The following is a 24,277-nucleotide window of genomic DNA, read 5'->3' on the forward strand; positions in this document are numbered from 1 at the left end:
CCTAGCCCATGATCTGTTCAAGTTGTTCGATGCACGGCGCCATCGGCGCTTCTTCCTTGGTGCCCTGGCACAGGAACGCTTCGATGGGCGCGTGCAACTGCACGGCGCGGTCGGTGATCGGGTCGGCGCCGGGCACGTAGGCGCCCAGCGGGATTAGATCGCGCACGCGCGCATGGCGCGCCATCGACGCTTTCAGCGCGCGCGACGCCTGCATGTGGGTGGGCGTGATAACCTGGGCCATGCAGCGGCTGATCGAGGCGGCGATGTCGATGGCGGGGTAGTGGCCCCGCTCGGCCAGTTCGCGCGTGAGCACGATGTGGCCGTCGAGAATCGCGCGCGCCGTGTCGACCACCGGGTCCTGCTGGTCGTCGCCTTCGGCCAGTACCGTGTAGATGGCGCTCATGCTGCCTTCCGGGTGGGCGCCATTGCCGGCGCTTTCCACCAGTTGCGGCAAGTTCGAGAAGACGGACGGCGGATAGCCGCGCGTGGCCGGCGGCTCGCCCAGGGCCAGCGCCACTTCGCGCAAGGCCATCGCATAGCGCGTCAGCGAATCGACCAGCAGCAGCACGTGCTTGCCCTGGTCGCGGTAATGGGCTGCGATCGAATGGCACAGTTCGGTCGCCATGATGCGCATCAGCGGCGATTCATCGGCTGGCGCGATCACGAGCACGGCTTTCTTCAAGCCTTCGGCGCCCAGTGACTTTTCGACGAATTCGCGCACTTCGCGGCCCCGCTCGCCGATCAGGCCGACGACGACGACATCGGCCACCGTCTGGCGCGTGATCAGGCCCAGCAGTACGCTCTTGCCCACGCCGGAACCGGCCATCAGGCCCACGCGCTGGCCCTTGCCCAGGGTCAGCATACTGTTGATGGCGCGTACGCCCACGTCGAGCGGTTCGACTACCGGTTGTTTCTTCAGGGGATTGACCTTCGGCGGCGTCACTTCCAGGATGTGTTCGCCGCCGAGGCGGCCCAGGTCGTCGATCGGTTCGCCGAGGCCATTGACCATGCGGCCCAGCCACGACGGGCCGATCTGCAGGCTGGCCTTGTCGGGCAGGGGCAGGACCCTTGCGCCCGTGGTCAGTCCCGTCGCCTTCTTGAACGGCATCAGGTAGGACAATTTTTCGCGGAAACCGACGACTTGCGCATCGAGCCACTCGCCGCTCACAGTTTCAATTTGACAACGCTGGCCCGTGTGCAGGCGGCAGCCGGCGCTTTCCAGCAGCAGGCCGGAAGCGCCGACCAGGCGGCCGGTCGGTGTCGCGACCGGGATATCGCCGATCTCGAAGCTGCGCAGCGTGTCGGCGATCATGCAGGCGCGCCGTGGTCAGCGTGTTCGGCGGCCAGCGCCAGGTGGCTGCTGACCTGCTCCATGCAGGCCGACAGGCGCTGATGGCAGCCCGCGTCGACTTCATTGTCGCCCGCCTTGATGCGGCATTCGCCTGCGTCGAGGCGTGCGTCGGCGATCAGGTTCCAGCGTTTGGCGCGCTTCGGATCGAGTTCGCTGATGCGTTTCAATTCTTCCGGATTGAGGAAGACGTCGATTTCCTCGCGCGTGGGCGGCATCGAGGCGAGGGTCTCGTCGACCAGGGCCAGCAATTGCACCGGCTGCAGCGCCAGTTCCGCGCGGATCACCTGGCGCGCCACCTTGGCCACCAGGTCGACCACTTCCTTGCGCTGCGCTTCGCGGTAATCGGCGCGCACTTTTTTCAGGTCGCGCAAGATGGCGTCGACGGGGCGGGCCAGGCGGTCCAGCGCCACCAGGGTTTCATTACGGCCTTCTTCGCGGCCCTGCGCCATGCCATCGTTGCGTCCGGTGTCGTAGCCGTCTTGCTGGCCTTGCACCAGGCCCACTTCGTAGCCGTCGCGCTGGCCCTGCTCGAAGCCTTCCGAGACGGACGCTTGCCACTGGCCATCCGTGTCCTCGTTGGAGGCACGCTGGCCGGCGGCGATGAATTGCGACAGCGGCGGGAAACGATACGAGCGGAAGTGTTTCATTCGATCACCGCTTCTGCAAACAGTTGCACTTCGATCTCGCCCGCATCGGCGAGGCCCTTGACGGTGGCCATGATTTCCTGGCGCGTCTGTTCGATGCGCGACAGCGGCACGGGGCCCGAGCGGCGCATCATGTCTTCGAAGCTCTGCGCCTGGCGGCGCGGCATGGTTTTCAGCACGGCGTCGCGGATCGACGGTTCCGCGCCCTTGAGGGCGATCGCCCACTGTTCCATCGGCACGTCTTCCAGGATGCGCGTGAGCGTGACATCGCTCTGCGTGGCCAGGATCAGGAAGTCGTACATGCTCAGTTCGATTTCCGAGACGACGTCCGGGTCGTGCGCGCGCAGCAGTTCGACCAGCGCGGCGCGGTTGCCCGGCATGCGGTTGAGGATCTCGGCCGCCTGGCGGATGCCTTCCACGCTGGTGCTTTGCGTGTCGAGCGTGCCCAGGCAGCGGCCCACCAGTTCGTCGAGCTCGACCAGCAGGTCGCGGTCGATCTCGTCCAGGCGTGCCAGGTTCAGCAAGACCAGGTCGCGGCCTTCGACGGGCAGGGCGTCGAGAATCTGGCCGGCCAGCGCGGGCGGCAAAAAGGCCAGGAACACGGCTTGCATCTGCACGTGCTCGTTGACGATGTATTCGGCCAGCCACTTTGGCGAGGCCCACTGCAGACGCGCCATTTTGGGGCGGATCGCATCGCCATAAATATTGTTCAGGACGCTATTGGCGATATCGCTGCCCAGCGCCATGTCCAGCGAGCGCTTCAGGTAGCTGCGCGAGGCGCCATGCACGCCACTTTGCTGGCGGTAGTCGTCGAAGAAGGTCTGCATGGCCGTTTTCACGGACTCGACCTTGATGCCGCTCATGCGCGACATCACTTGCGTGACTTCCAGCAATTCTTCACGCGACAGGCAGCGCAGCACGTTGGCGGCCTGCTCTTCGCCGATGCTCAGCAGCACGATGGCGGCCTGTTCCACGGGATTCAGACTGGCGCTTTCGTATTCGGCGCCGTCGGAGGGATTACTGTTGTTGAGTTCGGCCATTTTTCTGCATCCATTGTTTGACGACTTCGGCGACACGCTCGGGTTCTTTTTCCGCCAGCACTTTCAGGTGGTCGACCATCACGTCGACCGCCGAGCCTGGTGGCGGCAAGTCATAGTTTTCCAGCAGCGGCACGACCGGCATGCTGCCGGCGGCAGCGGCGCCTTCCAGCGGCAGCGGCAAGCCGTTCACGCCCAGGGCCGGTGCGCCGGCAGCGGCCGCGCCATTGGCGGCCGCGGCGGCGTTGCTGCCGCCCAATGCCAGAGCCGGATCGAGCTGTTTCAGTGGCGGCGGCGCCAGGCGCGAGGTCAGCAGGCGCAGCAGAGGACGCAGGATCAGGAAGTAGCCGAGCACGGCGCCCAGCGCGTACAGCAGCCAGCTGCTGAAATCGACGACGGTGTCGCGCTCTTCCCACCATTGCGCCACAGGCGGCTTGGCAGGGAAGGCCAGTGCCGTCAGGCTCAGGCTGTCACCGCGCTGGGCGTTGATGCCCAGGCCGCTGGTCAGCATTTTTTCGATATTGCCCAGTTCGGCAGGGGTCCAGCCGGTTTTTGGATTCGGTGCGGCAGCGCTGTTGAGGACGACGGCGACGCTGAGTTTTTCCAGGCGGCCGCGGCTGCGCTTGATCTGCGTGATGCTGCGGTCATACGCGTACTGGCGCGTGGTGGCGTTCTTGCGGGCCGTGCCATCGTCGGACGGCTTCGGCGCGCCATCGGCGGGTGCCGCGCCGGCGGCGTCGGCCGGTGCCGGCACGGCTGCCGCTGGCGGACGGTTCGACAGGCTGCCGGGAATGCCGGCCACGGTGCGGTTGCGTTCCTGCTCTTCGCGCATCGCCTCGCTCGTCACTTTCGGGGCTTCGCCGTATTTTTCCAGCGTTTCGTCCACGCGGTCGTTGTTCACGGCGGCCGTCACGCTGAGCTTGAAGTTGTCTTCGCCGATGACGGGACCCAGCAAGCCCGTGACGTTGCGGCGGATATCATCCTGGAAGCGTTTCGCGCCTTCATTGCCGGCGGCCGACGCGTCGAAGCCGTCCGTCAGGTCGACGTGCGAGGACAGCAGGTTGCCGCCCTGGTCGACCAGGCTTACGCGCGTGGGCGCCAGGCTGGCGACGCTGCCGGCCACCATGTTGATGACGGCGGCGATCTGTTCCGGTGCCAGGGTGCGGCCCGGTTTCAGTGCCACGACGATGGAAGCCGACGATTTGTCGCCATCGCTGGCGACGAACGACGTCGACTTGGCAATCGACAGATGGACGCGCGCCGAAGCAATCGCGTCCATCGTCATGATGCTTTGCGCCAGTTCGCCTTCCAGGCCGCGGCGGAAACGCACGTCCTGCACGAATTGCGACACGCCCAGCGGGTCATTCTTGTCCATCAGCTCCAGGCCGGCCGGCAGCTGCGCCGTCACGCCTTTCGACGCGAGCAGCATGCGCACCTTGCCCAGCATGGCGTCGGGCACCAGCACCTGGCCGCTGTCCGGATGCAAACGGTAAGGGATGTGTTCGGCATCCAGGGTGGCCATCATGTCCGTCACGGCCACTTTTTCGCGCGCGCCAAACACCGGCTTGTAGTTGGCCTGGTCGCGCCACGCGTACATGGTCACCATGGCGGTGATGCCGATGGCCAGCACGACGATGGGAACCAGGTTTTTCAGCAGGGCGGGCGGGATGGCGGGCTGGGCGCCAGGGCGCCAGCGCGCAAATGCGGACTTCATGGTGGTAATCACTTGGGGTAACTTTCGCTGGGAGGCTGGGCGTGGATCAGGACGTGAAGATTACAGAGGCAGTTTGATGAGTTCGTCGACGGCGCCCATGACCTTGTTGCGCACTTGCATCAACATGGAGAAGGACAGGCTCGCTTCCTGGCTGGCCAGCATGGCGCCGACCATGTCGTCGCTCTTGCCGCTGTCGACGTCGCTCATTTTTTGCGCGGCCAGGCGGTCGTCGCCGTTGACCTTGCCGATGGCGTCTTTCATGCTTTGCGCAAACGAGAAGCCGGATTGTTCCGGTGTGCCGAACTGGGCGGCGGGCGCGATACTGGCGCCCAGGGCGCGCGCGTCATTACTCAGTGCTGCCAGATCGGCCTTGATCAGACCTGCGAGTTCGTTGCTCATCTTGCCCTCTACTTTCAATATGCGGTGACGTATCAATCAGAAATTACTGGTTTGCCATTCCGGCAGGCATTACATCCAATGCCATCTTGCCCGGCCCGATTTCAATTGGGCTCATCAGTTTTATCAGTTGCCACACCATCCGCTGAGCAGATTCAAACAAACCCGGCAGACTTGCGCCGACATGATTTACATGGCCATGACAACTAATAATTATCTGATAAAAGTTTCTTCTGGTGGCAATAAGAGGGGCTGGGAACTGCCATAAAAACCGGAATCAGGTAAGCGGAATGGCGCACTGCAAATCACTATTTTGTCGCTATAAGCTTACCTCGGGGCAACTATAAAGTAAAGAGAGAATTGCCTCAAGGAATATTGATACATGGCAATATTTGGCTTTTTCATGTATTGTTCAGCACCGTAGTCATCGAGCATGCGATACGATGCGCAATCGTTTGCTTGCAGACCTGTTGGCAAAGCCAAGATGATGCTGTATTTAATTTCGGGCGATCCGTATAATTTGTTCTGCCACCGCAATACCGACATGACCACTACATGACAATCATTACCAAGACAGATCAAACTGTGCGCCATCAAGTCCTCGATTCCTGTCTGCTTGGACGTCCTGTCCATTTGCTGCATGTATTCGGCGCCCAGCTGCGCGACGACCTGGCCGTGGCCCTGCGCCAGCCAATGAACCGTCGCTACTGGGGCAATTTCCAGATCGACGCCGTGACCTTGTCGCGCGTGGACAACGAAGACAGCGTGAACCGCTGGCTGAGTTTTTCCACGCCGGCCGGTCAGCCGGGCTTTGCGCTCGAACGGCAGATACTGTTGAGCGTGCTGAACTATCGCTACGGTAGTGCCGGCGCCAAAGGCGCGCTGCCCGATCCGGCGCAAGTGCGCGTGACGGCAACGGAAGAGCGCCTCGCTGTGGTGCTGGGACAACAGCTGGTCCACAGTTTGTTCACCCGCATCCACAAGAACCTGCAAACCCTGGGCAAGAGCAGCGACATCGACACCAGTGCCGAGGTCGCCGTGCAGTCCGGCGTGCATCCGGCACGCGGCAGCTGGATCGTCACCGTGGCGCTCAGCGACGTCGAGGCGGGGCAGAGCGGCCAGTTCTGGTTCTCGCTGGACAAGCGCCTGATGGCCGACGTGCTGCGCGGCCTGCTGCCCGAGCGCGCGCAAGCGAAGAAAGCCTTGCGAGGCAGCGTACGCCCGCTCGCTTCGCGCCTGCAAGTAACCCTGGAAGGCCGTCTGGTCAGCAAGCAGGTACAGCTGGGCGCCTTGTTCGACCTGCGCGTGGGCGACGTGATTCCCGTCAGCCTGAGCCGTACCGACGTCATGCTTGATGACTCCCGTTTATTTACGGCGGCTGTTTCCGAACACAAGGGCAAGCTGTGTTTAACCTCATTTGAAGATGTCGAATAATATGAATATCACCGATACCAACCAGAGCGAAACCCTGCTGGAAGACCTGGGCGATGACATGATCATCGACCAGGGCGACGTCTCCGACGTGGCCAGCACCCGCGCGCGCCGCGACATTCCGCAGATGATGCGCAAAATTCCCGTCACCCTGACCCTGGAAGTGGGTTCGGCCCGCATTTCACTGGAAGAGTTGATGGCCATCGGCCCGGAAAGCGTGATCGAACTCGACATGCTGGCCGGCGAACCGCTGGTGATCAAGGTCAACGGCACACCGATTGGCCGTGCCGAAGTGGTGGTGGCCGGCGAGAACTATGGCCTGAAAGTCATCGACCTCGACGGCCTCAATCTCGACCTGATGACAGCATGAAGCTGGCGGTACCCGGCTTGAGCCGGCGCCGCGGCGCGCTGGCTGCCGCGCTGGCTGTCCCTGTCCTGATGCTGTGCTGCAGCGCGGCCGGCGCGCAGGACCTGCTCGCTGGCGTGGTGCCGGGCGCGAAGACCGACCTGTCGGTGAAGATGCAGATCCTCGTCGTCATGACCCTGCTCGGGCTGCTGCCCGTGATGGTCATGATGATGACCAGCTTTACCCGCTTCGTCATCGTGCTGTCCCTGCTGCGCCAGGCTCTGGGCCTGCAGCAGGGCTTGCCCAACCGTATCGTCACGGGCATCGCCCTGATTCTCACCTTGCTCGTCATGCGTCCCATCGGCGACCAGGTGTGGAAGGAAGCGTTCGTGCCTTATGACCGCGACCAGATCGGCATGCAGGAAGCCTTGAAAATTGCCGAAGTGCCGATTTCGCGCTTCATGCTGGCGCAGACGAGCAAGGCCGCGCTGGCGCAGATCGCGCACCTGGCCGGCGAACCGTCGAGCACGCGTCCGCAAGACCATAGTTTCACGGTCAAGCTGGCCGCGTTTGTATTGTCCGAACTCAAGACGGCGTTCCAGATTGGCTGCATGCTGTTCATCCCCTTCCTCATCATCGACCTGGTGGTGGCATCCGTGCTGATGGCCATGGGTATGATGATGCTGTCGCCGCTCGTCATCTCGCTGCCGTTCAAGCTGCTGCTGTTCGTGCTCGTCGATGGCTGGACCCTGACCGTCAACACCTTAGTTACCAGCATACAGGGCTATTGACCGATGTTTACCCCTGAAGTCGCCGTCGACCTGATCATCGAAGCATTGCATGTCGTCATGCTGCTGGTGGTGATCCTGGTCGTGCCGGGTTTGCTCATGGGCTTGCTGGTCGCGCTGGTGCAGGCGGCCACCTCGATCAATGAACAGACCATGAGTTTCCTGCCGCGCCTGCTGGTCACCCTGCTGGCCCTGATCTTGGCCGGACGCTGGATGGCCGGTTACCTGATGGATTATTGCGTGTCCATTTTTCAGCGCGCCGCCACCCTGGTCGGATAGCCCCGCGCCATGGATCAGATTTTCAATCAGGTGCTGCCGTTTCTGCTGGCCGTGTGGTGGCCGTTCTGCCGCATCCTGGCCATGCTCAGCGCCTCACCCGTGATCGGCGACGCCATGGTGCCCGTTCCCGTGCGGGTGCTGCTGTCGCTGGTGCTGGCGATCCTGATGCTGCCCGTGATGCAGGCGTCTGGCGTGTCGCAGGAATTGCTGAAGATCGATCCGTTTTCCCTGCACGCCCTCGTCGCCACCCTGGAGCAGGCCATCATCGGCTTCGTCCTGGGCCTGGCTTTCCACTTCGCCATGTCCGTCATGTCGGTGCTCGGTTACCTCGTGTCGAGCCAGGTGGGCTTTTCCATGGCCGTCATGAACGACCCGCTCAACGGCACTTCGTCTGATGTGATCACGGGTTTGCTCACCATCATGTGCATGATCGTGTTTTTCGCCATCGACGGCCACCTTGTGCTGACGGGCGTGATTGGCGCCAGTTTCACGGCCTGGCCCGTGGGGCAGGGCTACGGGCCGATGCTGCTGCAGACGGTGGCGTACAACGTGGCGTGGATCTTCGCCGCCGCCATGCTGCTGGCCTTGCCCATCGTCTTTTCCACCATGGTGGTGCAGCTGGGCTTTGGCTTCCTGAACCGGGTGGCGCCGTCGCTGAACCTGTTTTCGCTGGGTTTTTCCATGATCACCATGTTCGGGCTGCTGATGCTGATACAGATCGTGCGCTTTATCCCGGAGCACTATGTCGCCATGACGAACCGCGTGCTCGACATGATCGCCGAACAGATGCGGGTGGCCCATGGCGGATAGCAGCACTGGCGACAAAACAGAAAAGGCTTCAGCGCAGAAGCTGAAGAAATCGCGCCAGGAAGGGCAGGTGGTGCGTTCGCGCGACCTGTCAACGGCGCTGGGCATCCTGATCAGCATGAAGGTCTTCATTTACCTGCTGCCCGGTTATCTGCTCAGTTTTCGCGAGCTGTTCGCCATGGCCTTCATGCCGCTCGACAGCAAGGGCGCGCTGGAAAATGCCATGTCGATGGCGTTTACCACGTCGGTGGGCTTGCTGATCAAGATGATCGTGCCACTGTTCTGCGTACCGTTGTTCGTCGTGCTCGGTTCCTTGATCCCCGGTGGCTGGGTCATCAGCACGAAGAACTGGGCGCCGAAGATGGAGCGCCTGAGTCCGGCCAAGAATCTGGGCCGCCTCGTGTCGCCCAAGCACGGTTTTGAATTCGGCTTGTCGATCGCCAAGGCCGCCGTGCTGGGCATGGTGCTCGTGCACGTGAGCCGCTCCAGCCTGACGCAGTATGTGGATTTGCAACACCGGCCCTTGCAGCAAGCCATGCTTGATGGTTCGGCGCTGATGCTCGACGGCTTGATGGCGCTCATTTCCGTCTTCGTGCTGTTTGCCATCATCGACGTGCCGGCGCAGGCATTTTTCTTTGCCCGCAACCAGCGCATGAGCAAGCAGGACGTCAAGGAAGAACATAAAAGCAGCGAGGGGCGGCCCGAAGTGCGCCAGCGCATCCGCCAGCTGCAGCAGCAGATCGGCCGGCGCAGCGTGCGCAAGACCGTGCCCGACGCCGACGTGGTGATCGTCAACCCCGAGCATTATGCCGTCGCATTGAAGTATGACCAGGACCGCGCCGAGGCGCCGTTCGTCGTTGCCAAGGGCGTCGATGAGATGGCGCTGTATATCCGGCAAGTGGCGAAGGAACACAATATCGAAACGCTGGAGTTGCCGCCGCTGGCGCGCGCCATCTACAACACCAGCCAAGTGCAGCAGCAGATTCCCGTGCAGCTGTACCAGGCCGTGTCGCAGGTGCTCAACTACATACTGCAGCTGAAAGCATTCCGTACTGGGCAGCGCGCTGCCCAGCCCCCATTTCCCACCGAGGTGGTCGTGCCATCTCATTTGAGCGAGGTAGTACCTTCATGAATTTCCTGAACCGGTTGGTTGCCGAAATGCGCCGCCACAAGTTCGCCACGCCGCTGTTCCTGCTGGTGATCCTGGCGATGATCATCTTGCCGCTGCCGCCCGTGCTGCTCGATATCTTGTTCACTTTCAATATCGTGCTGGCACTGATCGTCATCCTCGTCAGCGTGTCGGCCAAGCGGCCGCTCGATTTCTCCGTCTTCCCGACGGTGATCCTGGCCACCACCATGCTCAGGCTGACCCTGAACGTGGCGTCCACGCGCGTGGTGTTGCTGCACGGCCATACGGGCGCGGATGCGGCCGGTAAGGTGATCGAGGCCTTCGGTAACGTGGTCATTGGCGGTAACTTCGTCGTCGGTATCGTGGTCTTCGTGATCTTGATGATCATCAACTTCGCGGTCGTTACCAAGGGTGCCGAGCGCATCTCGGAAGTGTCGGCGCGCTTTACCCTCGATGCCTTGCCGGGCAAGCAGATGGCGATCGACGCCGACCTGAACGCCGGCCTGATCAACCAGGAAAAAGCCCAGATCCGCCGCAAGGACGTGGCCGCCGAAGCGGATTTCTATGGCGCCATGGACGGCGCGTCGAAGTTCGTGCGCGGCGATGCCGTCGCCAGTATTTTGATTTTGATCATCAACATGGTCGGCGGCGTGGCCATCGGCTCGCTGATGCACGACCTGTCGTTCGGCGACGCCTTCCGCCAGTACGCACTGCTGACCATCGGTGATGGCCTGGTGGCGCAGATCCCGGCGCTGCTGCTGTCGGCCGCGGCCGCCATCCTCGTGACCCGCATCAGCGATTCGGGCGATTTCGAACAGCAAGTGGCAGGCCAGGTGCTGACCTCGCCAACGGTAATCTACAGCGCGGCCGGCATGATGGTGGCGCTGGCTTTGATTCCTGGCATGCCGTGGTTCATGTTCATGACCTTTGCCGGCGTGCTGGCCTTTGTTGCCTGGCGCCTGACCAAGCGCGTGAAGGGGCCCGACGCGGCCGGTTTGGCCGCCATCGAAGCGGCCTTGCGTGACGACAAGCCGGCCGAACTGGAGTGGCAGCAATTGCCGGCCGTGCAGCCGCTGATGGTGATGCTCGGCTACAAGCTGGTCGGCATGGTGGACAAAACCCAGGGCGAACCGTTGAACAAGCGCGTCAAGGGCGTGCGCCAGAGCCTGTCCGAATCGATGGGTTTGCTGCTGCCGAATATCGGCGTGCGCGACGACCTGGCCCTGAAGCCGTCGCAGTACGCGATCGTGCTGTCGGGTACCGTGGTGGCACAGGCGGAAGTGCAGGCCGACCGCCTGATGGCGATCCCGTCGCCGAACGTATATGGCCAGCTCGACGGCATTCCCGGCATCGAGCCGGCCTACGGCATGCCCGTCACGTGGATTGAACCGAGCGAAAAGGCGCATGCGCTGGGCCTCGGCTACCAGGTCATCGAGGCGCCCAGCGTGATCGCCACGCACTTGTCGAAGATGGTGCGCGAATACCTGCCGGAACTGTTCCGCCACGAAGACGTGTCGAACATGATGGAGCGCCTGACGGCCCTGTCGCCGAAACTGGCCGGCGCGCTGGACAAGGCGCTGACGCACACGCAGCTGCTGCGCGTGTTCCGCGTCTTGCTGGCGGAAAATGTGTCACTGAAAGATATCGTACCCATCGCCACCACCTTGCTCGACAGTTCGGAAACGACCAAGGACCCGATCCTGCTGGCCGCTGAAGTGCGCTGCGCGCTGCGGCGCCAGATCGTCAGCGGCCTGTTCGGCCAGAAGATGGAGATGCAGGCGTTTAACCTGGGCGGCGAACTGGAAAACATGCTGCTTGGTTCCTTGAACCAGGCGCGCCAGTCGGGCAAGGTGACCCTCGATAACTATCCGATCGACCCGCATCTGCTGTCGCAGCTGCAGGTGAACATGCCGGTGGCGCGCGAGCAGATGAAGCAGCAGGCCACGCCGCCGCTGCTGCTGGTGCTGCCGCAGATCCGTCCGCTGCTGGCCCGCTATGCGCGCCTGTTCGCGCCGGGCCTGCATGTGCTGTCGTACAACGAAATCCCGGAAAACCGCGAAGTGAGCATCATCGGCACGGTAGGGTAAATTGCTGGAATGAAAAAAAACGGCGCTGCGGGCGCCGTTTTTTTATGCCGCGTCAATCCTGCTCGTCGATGGGCGGCAGCAACTCGTGCTCCTGGCCGTCGGCCAGCAGCAGCACGGTGGCGCCTTGCGCCGACTCTTCCTCGTCGCCATAGTCGTAACCGAACGGCGCCGCCACTTCCTTCGAGACGATGATGGGCTCTTCTTCGGCTTCGGCGGCGGGTGCCGCAGGCGCATCGGGATCGGCCGCCGCTTCCGCTTCCGGCTGCGTCAGCAGCAGGGCTACCTCGGCCATGGCGCGGAACAGGGGCAGCGACAGCGAAGCGGCGCCCGCCTGCATCGGGTAGTTGCCGTGCACGCGCTGCGCATGCAGCTGGCGGTTCAGGCGGCAGCGCACCAGGCGCAGTCCCGCGCGCCGCACGGCGTCGGCGATCTCGGGCAGGGCCAGGCGCAAATGGCGCAGCGCCGCTTCCTCGTCGGCGGCCAGTTCCAGCAGCACGCCGTCGCCGGACGGCTCCATCTGGATCACCACCCGGCCGATGCCGATGATGATCAGTTCGACGCGCAGCGCCACCTTGCCGCGCCGCCTTGGTGTTGTCTCTTCGTCTTCGTCGCTGGCCAGCACGCGCAGCAGCAGGCGCTGGCCGCCCCAGCCATACACGGCAAAGCGCCACGCTTCGCTGTCGACCGTCAACGGTGGACGTGCGCCTTCGCGCAGCAGGGCCGGCTGCTGTTCGGCCATGAACAGATTGCCCGGCACGTGCTGGCCGCGCGCCTGTTCCTGCAGGGCTGCATATTGTTCGCCTTACGTGCGCACCATCACGCGCCACGACGCGGCCAGCTGCGCAGCGTCGGGCGGCTGCCATATGAGCTGGCGCGTGAAGAACAGCTGGTTGACCTGCATGGCGCTGCTGTCGCGCGGCAGGGCGCCGCCCGTACCCTCGGCATTGGGTTTGATGAGGGACGCCAGGCTGTCCTGTCCCTTCTGCTGCAGCTGGGCGGGCAGGGTGCCGGCGTCGGGCGCGGGCGCCATGTAGGGGCCGATCGGCACCAGCGGCTGGACCACGCCCGGCACCATCGGCGTAGCGGGGCTGACGTCGAAGCGCTGGGTAATCAGGGGCACCGGGTTGCCCGATGCAATGCGGTCTATCGCCATGCCATTGCTTCCTGCTGATACATATTCATCCGATCCGCCATCGCGTCCTGCCGGTAATTATTGTAATAAAGAAAGAATCAGCTTGCTCATGCTCTGGCTTTGCTTGAGCATGGCCGTACTCGCTTGCATCAGCATTTGCGCCGACGTCATGTTGGCGCTTTCAGCCGCGTAGTCGACGTCCATGATGCGGCCGATGGCGGCCTTGGTGTTGGTGACCATGTTGGACAGGTTATTGTAGATGTGTCCAAGCCGGTTCGCGGTGGCGCCCAGCGCCGAGCGCACGCTGCCGACCTTGTCGACGGCCGCCGCCAGCATGTCGATCATGCCATTGGCGCTGCTGTTGCTGGCAAATTCGCTGCCGGCGGTGGCGCCTGGCGCGAAATTGACGGAGATCGCCTGTAGTGCCGCGTTGAGCGCGCCCATGTCGCCCGCCACGCTGAACTGCATGGTTTCGCTGCCGGTGGCGCCGATCTGGAACGTCATGGCTTGCGACAAGGTACCCACGCCGGCGCTGCCGTTGCCCAGCAATAAAGTGCCGCCGTAGCGGGTGTTCGTTATGACGTTGTACAGCTCGGCGCCCAGCGCATCGTATTCGCCCTGCATGGCCTCGCGGTCCTTCTGGTTCGACGAGGCGTCAGCTGCCTGGGTGGCCAGGTCCTTCATGCGCACGAGCATGCTGGTCACTTCGCCAAACGCGCCTTCGGCCGTCTGCAGCAGGGAAGTACTGTTTTGCGTGTTGCGCATGGCCACCGCCATGCCGCTGGTCTGGGCGCTCAGCCGGGTAGCGATCTGCAAGCCGGCCGCGTCGTCCATGGCCGAGTTGATGCGAAAGCCCGTGGAGAGGCGCGTCATCGACGTCGACAGCATTTGCTGTGCCCAGCCCATGGCCCGCTGGGCTGACAGTGCGGCAGTATTGGTATGAATGCTCAGCACGCGGCGGCTCCAGTGGACGATTGTTCGGTGTTCTACCTTGTATAGGCGACTATGCCGGCAACATCGTTAAACGTGATGGCAATTTAGTTCAATATGCCGGAAAGACCAAGAACCGCAGACGAAAAAAAAGCCAGACCGGAGTCTGGCTTCGATGAACTGGCCGCAAGCGGCCAAGTCGATATTATTGCAGCAGGGACATGACCATCGAGGACATGCTGTTGCTTTGTTTCAGCATCGCGGTACCAGCTTGCAGCAGCATTTGCGACGACGTCATGTTCGAGCTTTCGGTAGCGAAGTCGGTGTCCATGATGCGGCCGGTAGCGGCTTTGGTGTTGGTGGCGATGTTCGACAAGTTGGTGTTGACGTGGTCCAGACGGTTAGCCGTCGCGCCCAGTGCCGAACGCACGGTGCTGACGCTGTCGATGGCGGTAGCCAGCAGGCCGATGGTGGCGTTGGCGGTGGCGGTCAGTTCCGTTGCGCCCGTCGATGCTGCCGACGAGAAGTTTTTGCTCAGGCCGGTCAGGGCTGCGTTCAGCGCGGTCAGGTTGCCGGAAACGTCAAAGCTCATTTTTTCCGTCGAGCTTGCACCGATCTGGAACGTCATCGACGTCGACAGCGTGCCGGAGGCGGCAGCTGCGCCGTCGCCCAGCAGCTTGGTGCCGCCGAACGTGGTGTTGGTCATCACGTTGTACAGCTCTTGACCCAGTGCATTGTATTCAGCTTGCATGGCGGTCTTGTCGGCGCCGGTCGACGAAGCATCGGAAGCCTGGGTTGCCAAGTCTTTCATGCGCACCAGCATGTTGGTGACTTCAGCGAAAGCGCCTTCAGCCGTTTGCAGCAGCGAGGTGCTGTTTTGCGTGTTGTTCATCGCAACGGTCATGCCGCTGGTTTGTGCTTTCAGGCGGGTGGCGATTTGCAGACCGGCAGCGTCATCCATTGCCGAGTTGATACGGAAGCCGGTGCTCAGGCGCGTCATCGAAGTCGACAGTTTGGATTGGGTATTCGAGATCGAATTTTGTGCCGACAGGGAAGCAGCGTTGGTGTGAAGGCTCAGCATGGTGTCATTCCTAATTGGGTGGTTACGGTGAGGAGCGACGGTTTATCTGCTCCTATCAGTACAAGACGACCGTGCCGCCACCTTAATTAAATGCTTTAAGGAAATTTTTTAAAATAAATGGTATTTGTTGCTTCGCCGGCCTGTTTTGCTGGTGTTGCGACATGCTTGTGCCAGCCGCAGGCGAAAAAAAAGCCAGACCGGAGTCTGGCTTCGATGAGCTGGCCGCAAGCGGCAGGCCGATATTATTGCAGCAGGGACATGACCATCGAGGACATGCTGTTGCTTTGTTTCAGCATCGCGGTGCCAGCTTGCAGCAGCATTTGCGACGACGTCATGTTCGAGCTTTCGGTAGCGAAGTCGGTGTCCATGATGCGGCCGGTAGCGGCTTTGGTGTTGGTGGCGATGTTCGACAAGTTGGTGTTGACGTGGTCCAGACGGTTAGCCGTCGCGCCCAGTGCCGAACGCACGGTGCTGACGCTGTCGATGGCGGTAGCCAGCAGGCCGATGGTGGCGTTGGCGGAAGCGGTCAGTTCCGTCGCGCCGGTCGATGCGCCGCTCGAGAAGTTCGCGCTCAGGCCGCTCAGGGCAGTGTTCAAGGTCGACAGGTTGCCCGATACGTCGAAAGTCATTTTTTCGGTCGAGCTTGCACCGATCTGGAACGTCATCGACGTCGACAGCGTGCCGTCGGCAGCAGCGCTACCTTTGCCCAGCAGCTTGGTGCCGCCGAACGTGGTGTTGGTCATCACGTTGTACAGCTCTTGACCCAATGCATTGTATTCAGCTTGCATGGCGGTCTTGTCGGCTGCGGTCGACGAGGCATCGGAAGCCTGGGTTGCCAGGTCTTTCATGCGCACCAGCATGTTGGTGACTTCAGCGAACGCGCCTTCGGCCGTTTGCAGCAGCGAGGTGCTGTTTTGCGTGTTGTTCATCGCAACGGTCATGCCGCTGGTTTGTGCTTTCAGGCGGGTGGCGATTTGCAGGCCGGCAGCGTCATCCATTGCCGAGTTGATGCGGAAGCCGGTGCTCAGGCGCGTCATCGAAGTCGACAGTTTGGATTGGGTATTCGAGATCGAATTTTGTGCCGACAGGGAAGCAGCGTTGGTGTGAAGACTCAGCATGGTGTCATTCCTAATTGGGTGGTTATGGTGAGGAGCGACGGTTTATCTGCTCCTACCAGTACAAGACGACCATTCCTTCCGCTTTATTAAATGCCGCGTGGAAATATATTTTTTCTTTCCTTAGTGGCAAGTTGCATCAGGTTCAATCGGCCACGCCGCCGTGTTCCGCTTCCCATTGCTGGCGGCTGCTTTTCAGGATGTTAATGACCAGCAATGCCTTCGCTTCGTCTGCGCACAGGTCCTCCAGGAACATGGCGTTGTTGTTGCGTACCCATTCCAGCGGCATTTCCCACCAGGCCAGCTCCAGCAGCGCGGCACGGACTTTTTCCGTGAAGCGGTAGCGGATCAGGCGCGCTGGCGAACCCGCATAAATTCCATAGGGTTCCGAACGGAAATTCGGTGGCAGCAGCGAGCGGGCGCCGATGACGCAGCCGTTTTCGATCACGCTGCCGCCCAGCACCATCACTTCGTCGCCGATCCACACATCGTTCTTGATCACCGTGTCGGCATACTGTGGCGGCGGCGTATTTTTCAATCCGCCGCCAAGGATCGACAGCATGAAGGTCGAGACCGTGCGCATTTCATGCTGGCCATTGAGGATGAAACTCAGGCGCGAGCCACCGGCTACATAGCGTCCGACGCACAGGCTTTGCTGTCCGCTGTCATATTTCACCAGCGAACCGACGCCGAAACAGGAGCCGCGCCCAATATAAAAGTGGCCGTTCTCCGGTTCCTGGTCCAGCCAGTTGCGGAAAAATTGATGGGGCAGGGTGCTGATGGCGCCATCCGCGTAGCCCAGCACCGTGAATTGGCCCGACCAGGCATGGTTCTCCGCTACGCCGGAAAAATTGGTTTCGGTGGAAATTTGCATCAGGCGATGTTCCGTATCACTTCTTGTTGCAGTGCGGGCGCGGCGATCATGGCGATAATGGCGTCCACGGTCGCCATCTCCAGATCCGGATAGATGGGCAGGCAGATCACTTGCGATGAGGCGAGCCGCGCCACGGGCAGGTTCGCGTGCGCGGCGGACGGCATGCCGCGGTACATGGGGAAGTCGCTGATGAGCGGGTAAAAATAGCGGCGCGCATAGATTTCCTGGTCGCGCAGGCGCTGGAACAGGGCGTCGCGCGACAGCGGATAATCGGGGCCGACCAGGATGGGGAAATACGCGTTGTTGGCGGCCTCGGCATCGCCTTGCTGCACGCAGGTGATGCCATCGATGCCAGCCAGTTGCTGGCGGTAATGCGCATCGATCGCCTTGCGTTTCTGGCGCGCGCCGTCGATGCCCTTGAGCTGCAGCAAGCCGAAGGCGGCATTGATTTCGCTCATCTTGCCATTGATGCCGGCGGCAACGACCGTGACCTCATCGACGAAGCCGAAGTTTTTCAGGTGGTCGATCCGTTGCTTGGTCTTGGCGTCGGGGCAGACGATGGCGCCGCCTTCGAAGGTGTTGAAGATCTTGGTGGCATGAAAGCTGATTACGGAAAGGTCGCCGTGATTGAGCACGCTGCCGCCCCGGTGGCGCACGCCAAACGCATGCGCGGCATCGTAGATCACCTTCAGGTTGTAGTTGTCGGCAATTTTCTCGATGGCTTCGATATCGCATGGCCGGCCGTAGCAATGCACGGGCATGATGGCGGTGGTCTGCGGCGTGATGGCCGCCTCGATTTTGCTCGGGTCGAGGTTCAGGCTGTGCGGCTCGATGTCGGCAAAGACGGGCTTGATGTTATTCCACAGCAGCGAATGAGCGGTGGCGACAAACGAATACGGCGTCGTGATGACTTCGCCGTTGATGCGCAGCGCCTGCAAGGCCGTCATCAATGCCAAGGTGCCATTGGCGAACAGGCAGATGTGCTTGACGCCCAGGTAGTCGCACAGCGCCTGTTCCAGTTGCTGGTGGAACGGGCCGCCATTGGTCAGGATCTTGTTGTTCCAGATCGTTTCCAGATACGGCAGGAAATCCTCCAGCGGCGGCAGCAGGGGCTGGGTGACATACACGGGTTTGTTTTTTTGAGCGCTCATCATAATCCGATCGGCGGGTTGGGTACGGCCACGGGTGCTTCGAACGAGATGGGCGGCAAGCCCTCGCACCAGCGTTGCCAGATGATGCGCAAGCCATTTTCCAGGCCTTCCGTAATCAGCTTGGGTTTGCCCAGGACCGAGCGTTCCAGGCGGTGCCGCATGCTGAAGCGGTAGGCGCCCAGCAGCATGGGGTTGGCCGCCATGGCCACGCTCTTGCGCACGAGATCATCTTCGTCGGTGGCAATAAAGTCATCGAGTTCGACCTGGCGCATGATCATGTTGCCGGCGCGGCTAGGCATGGTCGGGCCTGCTGTCGTGAGGGTGGGCACGCCCATCCACAGCGCATGCAGCGTTGTCGTGCTGCCGCAATACGGGAAGGCGTCGAGGCAGATATCGATTCGGTGATGGATGGCCATGAATTGGGCCATGCCCGTGCGTCCTTCGAAGGTCAGGCGTTCCGGCGCAATGCCTTCCTCCGCGAACCAGGCCGCCAGTTGCGGCGGCGCTTCCGATTTCGGCATGGCCGCCACGATCATCTTGGAATCGGGGACGGCGCGCAGCACCCTGGCCCAGCGCGCGATGACCTGGCGATTGATTTTATTGGTACGGTTGAAACTGCCAAACGTGATGTGGCCATTGGTCAATACGGGCGCGGGCTGGACGCTGGGCGCCAGCTTGGACGGCAGGAAGGGCACACAGGCGGGCAGCAGCAGCAGTTTCTCGGAGAATTGGTCGCCCAATTCGTCCGGTGGCGTGAAGTGCTGATCGCCCAGATAGTAATCGATCGATTGCAGTCCCGTCGTGAGCGGGTAGCCGATCCAGCTGGCCTGGACAGGGGCGGGCTTGGCGGCAAACATCAGCAGCCGGTTCTTGCCCGTATGGCCGGACAAATCGATGAGGATGTCGATGCCATCGTCGCGGATCAGCTGGCCCAGGTCCGGATCGGACAGGTGCTCGACCTGGCGCCAGTGGGGAATGACTTCCCGCAGGCGCTCCGTGATGTCGTCATTGCACGGATTGTTGTGGTAGGCATACAGCGACAACTTGGCGTCATTGGCGATATTTTCCAGTATCGGAATGAGGAAGTGCGGCACCGGATGGTTGTGCAGGTCGCCCGACACGAAGCCAACTTTCAGGGTGCGCAGCGGGTCGCGGCTGTTGCTGTGCCCGGCGCTTCCTTTGGCAATGTGCGTTTCAAAGGTGTCGCTGAAGCGCTGATGCTCGGCAAAGAGCGCCTGCGGATCGATCTCGGTGCTATGCGACAACAGGAACAGGTAGTTGCTGAACAGGGTTTCCCACAGCGGGCAGACGGCCAGGCCCTTGCGGCAGGCTTCGATCGCTTCTTCTATCCTGCCGATATTGCTGAACGTTGCGCTGATGTTGACGTAGGCGTCGCGATAGTCGGGATTGATTTCCAGTGTCTTGTGGTAGCACTCGAGCGCGAGCAGCTGCTCGTTCATGAGCACGTAGCAATTGCCGAGTGCGAAGTGGGCGCGCTCGAATGCTGGATCGATAGCGAGTGCTGCCAGATAAGTCTGTTTTGCGTGTTCCAGTTGCTTCTGCGCCTGCTGCGTCGAGCCCAGGTTGCACAGCGCCGAGATGTTTTTCGGTTCCAGTTCGAGCGCGCACTCATAGGCGGCGGTGGCCGCCTCGTATTGCTCCAGCTCTTGCAGGGCGACGCCCAGGTGGTTATGCGTTTCGCTGTCGCTGGCATCGCGTTCCAGGGTGCGGCGGTAGGCCTCCACCGCGAGCGGATAGCGCTTGATGGTGCTGTAGTAATCGGCCAGCTGCCTGTGGTTCGCGGCATTGTCCGGGGCCAGATCGATGGCTTGCTGGAAATACTTGAGGGCATTGTCCCGGTCCTCGGCCGCTCCGTAGGCGATGGCGAGCTGGCCGCAGGCTTGCGCATCGTCCGGCTGCAGGCGCAGCACTCTTGCGCAGTACTCGATGGCCGCCGTGTAATTCTTCTGTTTGCATTGAAGCAATCCCAGATTGCTCAGCGCCTGGGTGAAATCGCTATCGAGCGCGATCGCCTGCTCGTACGCGGCGATCGCTTCCTCCGGCTGCTCCAGCGACTGGAGGGCGCGTCCCAGGTTGTTGTGCAGTTTGGCGTCGTCGGGATGCAGTGCGATGGCGCGGCGGTAGCTGGTCACGGCGCCCGCGTAGTCTTGGGCTCCATGCAGCGCCGCGGCCAGATTGGCATGCGCCGCCGTGGTCTGGGGCGCCAATTGCAGTACGGCCCGGTAGCTGACGATGGCCGCTTGCCATTGCTGCAGGTCTTGCTGGGCGTTGCCCAGATTCAGATAGATGTCGGCGTCGCCCGGTAGCAGGGCCAGCGCGCTTTGATAGCAGGCGATGGCTTCGGCGCTGCGCTGCATCGCTTGCAGTGTATTGCCGAGATTGAAGTGGCCCTTGGCGTAATCGGGACGCAGTGCCAGCGCTTGCCGGTATGCCTGTTCAGCCTGCTCCAGCTTGCCTTGCGCCTGCAGGGCCGCCGCCAGGTTGCCATGCGCTTCGACAAAGTCCGGATTCAGTTCCAGCGCCCTGGTATAGCTGTCGATCGCCTGGTCGTACATGCCTCGTTCCTGCCATGCGGTACCCAGGTTGCCATGCGCTTCGGCATCGTTGGGCGCCAATTGCGCGGTTTTTTGCAAGGCCTCGAACGCATCCTTGCCCTGTAATTGCAGGGCGGTGCCCAGCACGCTCCAGGCAAAATCGGAATCGGGATAGCGCTGCGTCAGGGTGTGACTGGCCGCCTCCAGTTCGGCATGGTGGCCGGCTTGATACAGCGCAATGACGTGCTGCGTTTCCTGCGCTGTCGGCGTGCCGGCGATCGCCGTTTCGATGCGGCTGCGCAAGCCTTGCGACTGCTCGTTGTCGAGACCGCGCGCGATGGCCGACGTGACGATCTCCAGCGCCTGTTCGCGTTCGCCGGCCTTGAGCAAACCATCCGCATACGACAGCCAGAACTGGCCTTCGTCGGGGTTGACCGACAGCGCCTTGTGCAGATACGGCAAGCCGGCCTCGTATTGCCCGACCTGTCCTGCCAATAAGCCCATATTGTGGTTGGCGATGGCGTGATACGGCTGCGCCTGCAAAATCGCCAGGTAAAGCTCTTCCGCCTCCGCAAAACGGCCAGCCTGGTGTTCGGTAATTGCCTGCTGCAATTCGGCGTCGAGGGGCACTGCGGGAAGGGCGTTTGCGTTCATGGGCGGGCGGAAGGTGAAATAGTTAGCAGAGGGAATTGTAACTGGTGAAAGTGCTTCTGAGAAACTTTCCAGGTGGAATTTATCCAGGAATGCTGTCGCAATGCAAACTTGGTGTTGCTGGCTGGTCAAAGCGCGGGGAAAAGTGGCTGTTTTAAAAACCTTGCAGGCGGATGGGCGGCATGCCTTGTGCCGGGCTGCTGGTATGATGCCCGTGAATTGGCGCCTTCCTTGCCGGGCGGTCGCTGTCCGATATCGTTCACTTTTCAGCTGGGATATGCAAAACATTTTAATCATTGGCTCGTCGGGCCATGCGAAGGTCGTCATTGACGTGGTCGAACGCCAGGGGGTCTTTCATATCGCCGGCTTGATCGATGCGTTCCGGACGATCGGTGAGGAAACCTCGGGCTATCGCGTCCTGGGCGCCGAGTCCGATCTACCGGTCCTGGTGGAGCAGCTGGCCGTGGCAGGATTACTGGTGGCCATCGGCGACAACTTCGTGCGGGCAAGCGTGACGGCCCGCGTGGCGGCATTGTGCCCGCAACTGCCATTCGTCAGCGCCGTGCATCCGCAGGCCTGTGTCGCCAGGACCGTGCACATCGGTGCGGGCAGCGTGGTGATGGCAGGGGCGGTGATCAATCCCGGCTGCGACGTCGGGCATGGCTGTATCGTCAACACGCGCGCCTCGCTTGATCACGATTCCGTGATGGAGGCGTTTTCCAGCCTGGCGCCTGCCGCTGCGACAGGCGGCAGTTGCTTCATCGGCACGTGCAGCGCCCTGGGCATGGGCGCCTTGCTGCTGCAGCGCATGCGCATAGGCAGTCACTGCGTGGTCGGCGCCGGTGCCGTGGTGACGCGGCCCGTGGCCGATTTGTGCGTCAGCTATGGCGCGCCGGCAAAAACGATACGCAGCCGCCTGGCTGGCGACAAGTATCTGTAAGCTCGCGGCAGCCGCAGCGCGGTAGCGCTGCCGCTGCATGCCGGGCGACCGGCTTACATGTTGGGATAGTTCGGTCCGCCGCCGCCTTCCGGTGTTACCCACACGATGTTTTGCGTCGGATCCTTGATGTCGCAGGTCTTGCAGTGCACGCAGTTTTGCGCATTGATCTGCAGGCGTTCGGCGCCGTCGTCGTTTTTCACGAACTCGTACACGCCGGCGGGACAGTAACGCGCTTCCGGACCCGCATAGGTGGCCAGGTTGACGTCGACGGGCACGCTGGCGTTCTTCAACGTCAGGTGGATGGGCTGGTCTTCCGCGTGGTTCGTGTTCGAGATGAAGACGGACGACATCTTGTCGAAGGTCAGCTTGCCATCGGGTTTCGGATACACGATCTTTTTCGACTGGGCTGCCGGTTTCAGGCATTCGTGGTCGCCATGCGAGTGGTGCAGGGTCCACGGCGCCTTGCCGCGGAAGATCAGCTGGTCGATGCCCGTCATCAGGCTGCCCAGGTACAAACCTTTCGACAGCCAAGGCTTGACGTTGCGCGCCACGTGCAGCTCTTCATGCAGCCACGATTTTTCAAAGGCGACAGGGTAGCTCGTCAGTTCGTCGTGCTGGCGCTGTTCGCCCAGCGCGCCGAAGGCCGCGTCCGCCGCCAGCATGCCGCTCTTGATGGCCGCGTGGCTGCCCTTGATGCGGCTCATGTTCAAAAAGCCCGCATCGCAGCCGATCAGCGCGCCGCCGGCAAACACCAGTTTCGGCAACGATTGCAGGCCGCCGGCCGCGATCGCCCGCGCGCCGTAGGAAATGCGCTTGCCGCCTTCGAAGAACTTGCGGATTTCCGGATGCGTCTTGTAGCGCTGGAATTCCTCGTACGGCGACAAATACGGGTTTTCGTAGTTCAGGCCCACCACGTAGCCGACCATCACCTGGTTGTTTTCCAGGTGGTACAGGAAGGAGCCGCCATAGGTTTTCGTGTCCAGCGGCCAGCCGCTCGAGTGGATCACCAGGCCCGGCTTGTGCTGGGCCGGGTCGATTTCCCACAATTCCTTGATGCCGATGCCGTACGATTGCGGATCCTTGCCGGCGTTCAAGTCATACTTGGTCATCAATTGCTTGCCCAGGTGGCCGCGCGCGCCTTCGGCGAACAGCGTGTACTTGGCGTGCAATTCCATGCCCAGCTGGAAGTCGGGACCCGGTTCGCCATCGCGCTTGACGCCCATGTTGCCGGTCGCTACGCCTTTGACGGAGCCGTCGTCGTTGTAGAGGATTTCCGCGGCAGGGAAGCCGGGGAAGATTTCCACGCCCAGGTTTTCCGCCTGCTGGCCCATCCAGCGCACCACATTGCCCAGGGAGACGATGTAGTTGCCGTGGTTTTCAAAGCAGGCCGGCACGGCGAAGCCTGGCGTTTTATACGCTTTCGTTTCGGTCAGGAACAGGATGCGGTCTTCCGTCACTTCCGTGTTCAGGGGCGCGCCCAGTTCTTTCCAGTTCGGTATCAGTTCGCTCAAAGCTTTCGGATCCATGATGGCGCCCGACAGGATATGCGCGCCCAGTTCGCCGCCTTTTTCCAGCACGCAGACGGACACTTCCTGGCTCTTTTCAGCGGCCAGCTGCTTCAGGCGGATCGCCGCGGCCAGGCCTGCGGGGCCACCGCCGACGATCACCACGTCATACTCCATGGTTTCGCGCGGTCCGTACTGTTCAACTAAGTTATTAGGCTGTGTCATGGTCTCGATTTATAGTCACTCAATTAGGTAGCAAGGATAGGGAATAAAGCATCATCGGGGAAATTTAAGCACGAGTGTGCTTGTTTTTGACGAGGATTGCAACTTTGGC

The 24,277-nt window shown here is 61.8% G+C and carries 22 protein-coding genes; 8 read left to right on the forward strand and 14 right to left on the reverse strand.

Features of this window, described 5'->3' with window-relative positions:
* Position 1: 1 nt before the first annotated feature.
* The 5 genes from fliI to fliE are packed head-to-tail and all read right to left on the reverse strand — an operon-like array spanning position 2 to position 5,145.
* Positions 2-1,312 (reverse strand): flagellar protein export ATPase FliI, encoded by a 1,311-nt coding sequence (gene fliI, locus AC4BCN_RS12920; protein ID WP_034757837.1) that lies wholly within the window; start codon positions 1,310-1,312, stop codon positions 2-4.
* On the reverse strand, positions 1,309-1,998 hold the full coding sequence (gene fliH / locus AC4BCN_RS12925; protein ID WP_034757841.1) for a flagellar assembly protein FliH: 690 nt from the start codon (positions 1,996-1,998) through the stop codon (positions 1,309-1,311). Before fliH ends, fliI begins: the two co-directional genes overlap by 4 nt.
* Complete coding sequence (locus tag AC4BCN_RS12930; RefSeq protein ID WP_128139617.1) at positions 1,995-3,035, reverse strand: flagellar motor switch protein FliG; 1,041 nt, start codon at positions 3,033-3,035, stop codon at positions 1,995-1,997. The genes fliH and AC4BCN_RS12930 overlap by 4 nt, the downstream gene beginning before the upstream one ends.
* Positions 3,013-4,746 (reverse strand): flagellar basal-body MS-ring/collar protein FliF, encoded by a 1,734-nt coding sequence (gene fliF, locus AC4BCN_RS12935; protein ID WP_490493473.1) that lies wholly within the window; start codon positions 4,744-4,746, stop codon positions 3,013-3,015. Before fliF ends, AC4BCN_RS12930 begins: the two co-directional genes overlap by 23 nt.
* A gap of 60 nt (positions 4,747-4,806) precedes the next feature.
* Positions 4,807-5,145 (reverse strand): flagellar hook-basal body complex protein FliE, encoded by a 339-nt coding sequence (fliE, locus tag AC4BCN_RS12940; RefSeq protein WP_139092657.1) that lies wholly within the window; start codon positions 5,143-5,145, stop codon positions 4,807-4,809.
* 552 nt (positions 5,146-5,697) lie between these two features.
* On the opposite strand from fliE, the gene AC4BCN_RS12945 reads away from it, so the two are divergent.
* From AC4BCN_RS12945 to AC4BCN_RS12975, 7 genes are read left to right on the forward strand one after another with little or no spacing between them, the layout of a single operon-like run.
* Complete coding sequence (locus AC4BCN_RS12945; RefSeq protein WP_181877844.1) at positions 5,698-6,576, forward strand: FliM/FliN family flagellar motor switch protein; 879 nt, start codon at positions 5,698-5,700, stop codon at positions 6,574-6,576.
* Position 6,577: 1 nt separating this feature from the next.
* Positions 6,578-6,943, forward strand: a complete 366-nt coding sequence (locus AC4BCN_RS12950; RefSeq protein WP_034757866.1) for a FliM/FliN family flagellar motor switch protein — start codon at positions 6,578-6,580, stop codon at positions 6,941-6,943.
* Positions 6,940-7,710 (forward strand): flagellar type III secretion system pore protein FliP, encoded by a 771-nt coding sequence (gene fliP / locus AC4BCN_RS12955; RefSeq protein ID WP_490493474.1) that lies wholly within the window; start codon positions 6,940-6,942, stop codon positions 7,708-7,710. The genes AC4BCN_RS12950 and fliP overlap by 4 nt, the downstream gene beginning before the upstream one ends.
* Before the next feature lie 3 nt (positions 7,711-7,713).
* A complete protein-coding gene (locus tag AC4BCN_RS12960) occupies positions 7,714-7,986 on the forward strand; it encodes a flagellar biosynthetic protein FliQ (protein ID WP_034757874.1) in 273 nt (90 codons plus the stop codon).
* A gap of 9 nt (positions 7,987-7,995) precedes the next feature.
* Positions 7,996-8,796 (forward strand): flagellar biosynthetic protein FliR, encoded by an 801-nt coding sequence (locus AC4BCN_RS12965; protein ID WP_128139614.1) that lies wholly within the window; start codon positions 7,996-7,998, stop codon positions 8,794-8,796.
* Positions 8,786-9,925 (forward strand): EscU/YscU/HrcU family type III secretion system export apparatus switch protein, encoded by a 1,140-nt coding sequence (locus AC4BCN_RS12970; protein ID WP_128139613.1) that lies wholly within the window; start codon positions 8,786-8,788, stop codon positions 9,923-9,925. Before AC4BCN_RS12965 ends, AC4BCN_RS12970 begins: the two co-directional genes overlap by 11 nt.
* A complete protein-coding gene (locus tag AC4BCN_RS12975; protein WP_230518670.1) occupies positions 9,922-12,009 on the forward strand; it encodes a flagellar biosynthesis protein FlhA in 2,088 nt (695 codons plus the stop codon). Before AC4BCN_RS12970 ends, AC4BCN_RS12975 begins: the two co-directional genes overlap by 4 nt.
* Before the next feature lie 52 nt (positions 12,010-12,061).
* Here the strand turns inward: AC4BCN_RS12975 and AC4BCN_RS12980 are convergent, their stop codons facing one another.
* From AC4BCN_RS12980 to AC4BCN_RS13015, 8 genes are all read right to left on the reverse strand, one after another.
* Positions 12,062-12,766: a hypothetical protein gene (locus AC4BCN_RS12980; protein ID WP_490493475.1), complete on the reverse strand. Its 705-nt coding sequence runs from the start codon at positions 12,764-12,766 to the stop codon at positions 12,062-12,064.
* 45 nt (positions 12,767-12,811) lie between these two features.
* Positions 12,812-13,162 (reverse strand): hypothetical protein, encoded by a 351-nt coding sequence (locus AC4BCN_RS12985; protein WP_490493476.1) that lies wholly within the window; start codon positions 13,160-13,162, stop codon positions 12,812-12,814.
* A 57-nt stretch (positions 13,163-13,219) separates the two neighbouring features.
* The gene (locus AC4BCN_RS12990) at positions 13,220-14,095 is read right to left on the reverse strand and encodes a flagellin N-terminal helical domain-containing protein (RefSeq protein WP_072454558.1); all 876 of its coding nucleotides are present in this window, start codon (positions 14,093-14,095) and stop codon (positions 13,220-13,222) included.
* Between the two features lie 181 nt (positions 14,096-14,276).
* On the reverse strand, positions 14,277-15,152 hold the full coding sequence (locus AC4BCN_RS12995; protein ID WP_070303092.1) for a flagellin N-terminal helical domain-containing protein: 876 nt from the start codon (positions 15,150-15,152) through the stop codon (positions 14,277-14,279).
* A 242-nt stretch (positions 15,153-15,394) separates the two neighbouring features.
* Positions 15,395-16,270, reverse strand: coding sequence for a flagellin N-terminal helical domain-containing protein (locus AC4BCN_RS13000; protein WP_070303093.1), 876 nt, complete (start codon positions 16,268-16,270; stop codon positions 15,395-15,397).
* Between the two features lie 142 nt (positions 16,271-16,412).
* Complete coding sequence (locus tag AC4BCN_RS13005) at positions 16,413-17,141, reverse strand: LbetaH domain-containing protein (RefSeq protein ID WP_072454557.1); 729 nt, start codon at positions 17,139-17,141, stop codon at positions 16,413-16,415.
* Positions 17,141-18,292, reverse strand: a complete 1,152-nt coding sequence (locus tag AC4BCN_RS13010; protein ID WP_175444536.1) for a DegT/DnrJ/EryC1/StrS family aminotransferase — start codon at positions 18,290-18,292, stop codon at positions 17,141-17,143. Before AC4BCN_RS13010 ends, AC4BCN_RS13005 begins: the two co-directional genes overlap by 1 nt.
* The gene (locus AC4BCN_RS13015) at positions 18,292-21,501 is read right to left on the reverse strand and encodes a tetratricopeptide repeat protein (RefSeq protein WP_175560505.1); all 3,210 of its coding nucleotides are present in this window, start codon (positions 21,499-21,501) and stop codon (positions 18,292-18,294) included. The genes AC4BCN_RS13010 and AC4BCN_RS13015 overlap by 1 nt, the downstream gene beginning before the upstream one ends.
* Before the next feature lie 274 nt (positions 21,502-21,775).
* On the opposite strand from AC4BCN_RS13015, the gene AC4BCN_RS13020 reads away from it, so the two are divergent.
* Positions 21,776-22,438: an acetyltransferase gene (locus AC4BCN_RS13020; RefSeq protein ID WP_070303097.1), complete on the forward strand. Its 663-nt coding sequence runs from the start codon at positions 21,776-21,778 to the stop codon at positions 22,436-22,438.
* A 53-nt stretch (positions 22,439-22,491) separates the two neighbouring features.
* On the opposite strand, the gene AC4BCN_RS13025 is transcribed toward AC4BCN_RS13020, so the two are convergent.
* Positions 22,492-24,168 (reverse strand): electron transfer flavoprotein-ubiquinone oxidoreductase, encoded by a 1,677-nt coding sequence (locus AC4BCN_RS13025; RefSeq protein ID WP_490493477.1) that lies wholly within the window; start codon positions 24,166-24,168, stop codon positions 22,492-22,494.
* Positions 24,169-24,277 lie beyond the last annotated feature (109 nt).

The organism is Janthinobacterium sp. Bl 1, from assembly GCF_058215535.1.

Bases quoted from the DNA above. Each gene is read 5' to 3' on its own strand.
- fliI (WP_034757837.1), bottom strand. From the start codon at position 1,312: ATGATCGCCGACACGCTGCGCAGCTTCGAGATCGGCGATATCCCGGTC.
- fliH (WP_034757841.1), bottom strand. From the start codon at position 1,998: ATGAAACACTTCCGCTCGTATCGTTTCCCGCCGCTGTCGCAATTCATC.
- AC4BCN_RS12930 (WP_128139617.1), bottom strand. From the start codon at position 3,035: ATGGCCGAACTCAACAACAGTAATCCCTCCGACGGCGCCGAATACGAA.
- fliF (WP_490493473.1), bottom strand. From the start codon at position 4,746: ATGAAGTCCGCATTTGCGCGCTGGCGCCCTGGCGCCCAGCCCGCCATC.
- fliE (WP_139092657.1), bottom strand. From the start codon at position 5,145: ATGAGCAACGAACTCGCAGGTCTGATCAAGGCCGATCTGGCAGCACTG.
- AC4BCN_RS12945 (WP_181877844.1), top strand. From the start codon at position 5,698: ATGACAATCATTACCAAGACAGATCAAACTGTGCGCCATCAAGTCCTC.
- AC4BCN_RS12950 (WP_034757866.1), top strand. From the start codon at position 6,578: ATGAATATCACCGATACCAACCAGAGCGAAACCCTGCTGGAAGACCTG.
- fliP (WP_490493474.1), top strand. From the start codon at position 6,940: ATGAAGCTGGCGGTACCCGGCTTGAGCCGGCGCCGCGGCGCGCTGGCT.
- AC4BCN_RS12960 (WP_034757874.1), top strand. From the start codon at position 7,714: ATGTTTACCCCTGAAGTCGCCGTCGACCTGATCATCGAAGCATTGCAT.
- AC4BCN_RS12965 (WP_128139614.1), top strand. From the start codon at position 7,996: ATGGATCAGATTTTCAATCAGGTGCTGCCGTTTCTGCTGGCCGTGTGG.
- AC4BCN_RS12970 (WP_128139613.1), top strand. From the start codon at position 8,786: ATGGCGGATAGCAGCACTGGCGACAAAACAGAAAAGGCTTCAGCGCAG.
- AC4BCN_RS12975 (WP_230518670.1), top strand. From the start codon at position 9,922: ATGAATTTCCTGAACCGGTTGGTTGCCGAAATGCGCCGCCACAAGTTC.
- AC4BCN_RS12985 (WP_490493476.1), bottom strand. From the start codon at position 13,162: ATGGCGATAGACCGCATTGCATCGGGCAACCCGGTGCCCCTGATTACC.
- AC4BCN_RS12995 (WP_070303092.1), bottom strand. From the start codon at position 15,152: ATGCTGAGCCTTCACACCAACGCTGCTTCCCTGTCGGCACAAAATTCG.
- AC4BCN_RS13000 (WP_070303093.1), bottom strand. From the start codon at position 16,270: ATGCTGAGTCTTCACACCAACGCTGCTTCCCTGTCGGCACAAAATTCG.
- AC4BCN_RS13005 (WP_072454557.1), bottom strand. From the start codon at position 17,141: ATGCAAATTTCCACCGAAACCAATTTTTCCGGCGTAGCGGAGAACCAT.
- AC4BCN_RS13010 (WP_175444536.1), bottom strand. From the start codon at position 18,292: ATGAGCGCTCAAAAAAACAAACCCGTGTATGTCACCCAGCCCCTGCTG.
- AC4BCN_RS13015 (WP_175560505.1), bottom strand. From the start codon at position 21,501: ATGAACGCAAACGCCCTTCCCGCAGTGCCCCTCGACGCCGAATTGCAG.
- AC4BCN_RS13020 (WP_070303097.1), top strand. From the start codon at position 21,776: ATGCAAAACATTTTAATCATTGGCTCGTCGGGCCATGCGAAGGTCGTC.
- AC4BCN_RS13025 (WP_490493477.1), bottom strand. From the start codon at position 24,168: ATGACACAGCCTAATAACTTAGTTGAACAGTACGGACCGCGCGAAACC.